The following is a 1,307-nucleotide window of genomic DNA, read 5'->3' as shown; positions in this document are numbered from 1 at the left end:
GCCTCAGCGAGGACCGGTGTCTCACGGTAGTCGGCCGCCGAGTGATTTGCCCAGTAGGCGGCCTCGTACTCGACAGGCGGGACGTGGTTGATCTCGCCATGCAAGCGGCGGTGATTGAACCAGTCGATGTACTCGGCGACAGCCCACTCGACCTCCCCAATGCTCCGCCAGCCACCGTGTGGCCGCATCACGGGGTTGCGGATGCACTCGGCCTTGAACAACGAGTTGAACGCCTCCGCCATTGCATTGTCATACGAATCACCTTTGGAGCCAACGGAAGACACCGCGTCACATTCATCGAGGCGTTCGGTGTAGCGCACCGCCCGATACTGGACGCCACGGTCGCTGTGGTGAATCAACCCGGCAACGTCCTGGTCGACTCGTCGGCGCGCCCACAACCCCATATCCAAGGCGTCGAGGGCCAGGTCGGTACGCATCGACGTCGAGACCTGCCACCCGACGATCATCCGGGAGAACACGTCGAGGACGAATGCGGCGTAGACCCACCCCGAGTGCGTGCGAATGTAGGTCAGGTCCGCCACCCACAACACATTGGGCGCGTCGGCGACGAACCGCCGCTGCACCCGATCCGCCGGCCGCGGAGTCTCGGCGCCGTCGCTGTGTGTGGTCTTCCGCCCTTTCAATCGGGGTATTCCGTGTAACCCATCGCTTTTCATCAATCGTTCTACGGTGCATCGAGCCACTGTCATCCCCTTTCGTTTCAGACTCGCGTGCACCTTGCGGGCCCCGTACACGCCGAGATTGTCGGCGTGAACCTTCCGGATCTCGGACAGAACCTGACGGTCACGCACCGCACGGGCCGATTCCGTTCGTTGGGGGCTCAGGTGAGCTCGGACCGTGGACGGAGCGATCTGGGCGGCCGTCTCGCGCAGGGCGGCGCAGATCGGATCGACTCCGTGTTCGTCGCGGTGAGCGGCGACGAATTCCACGATCAGCGCTGTGGGCGGTCGATCTCCGCCGCAAAGAAAGCCGAGGCCTGCTTGAGGATCGTGTTTGCCCGCCGCAGCTCGCGGTTCTCCCGTTCCAACTGCGCGATCCGTTCGGCATCGCTGGTTGTGGTGCCGGGCCGCACGCCGTCGTCGACCTCGGCCTGCTTGACCCAGGTCCGGAGCGCTTCGGGGTGCACACCGAGTTGATCGGCGATCCGTTTGAGTGCTCCCGCCCGCGTCGCCGGATCCTGGCGGGCTTCGACCGCCATCCTCGTTGCTCGTTCCTTCAGCTCAACGCTGTACTTCCGTGGTGCTGCCATGCTCTCCATCCTTCACAGGTTCGAGAGCCTCCGACAG

Annotated in this window: 1 protein-coding gene and 1 other annotated feature; the gene reads right to left on the bottom strand. The window is 64.3% G+C overall.

All coding sequences use genetic code 11. The features are described 5' to 3' along the window. Window positions 1-1,270 (bottom strand): IS3 family transposase gene (locus LDQ05_RS19560; RefSeq protein WP_226438612.1). Its coding sequence is split into 2 segments (ribosomal slippage), with 1,271 coding nucleotides annotated over them: window positions 1-982 and window positions 982-1,270; the frame shifts between segments, so codons are not numbered across the junction. This gene is flagged as partial in the annotation. Then, window positions 864-992: a sequence feature (AL1L pseudoknot), on the bottom strand. It overlaps the preceding gene by 129 nt. Window positions 1,271-1,307: the final 37 nt, after the last annotated feature.

It is taken from the genome of Rhodococcus yananensis (assembly GCF_020515525.1).
Taxonomy (GTDB): domain Bacteria; phylum Actinomycetota; class Actinomycetes; order Mycobacteriales; family Mycobacteriaceae; genus Rhodococcus; species Rhodococcus yananensis.
The sequence above is the reverse complement of the archived record's forward strand: the minus strand, read 5'-3'. Positions and strand labels throughout refer to the sequence as shown.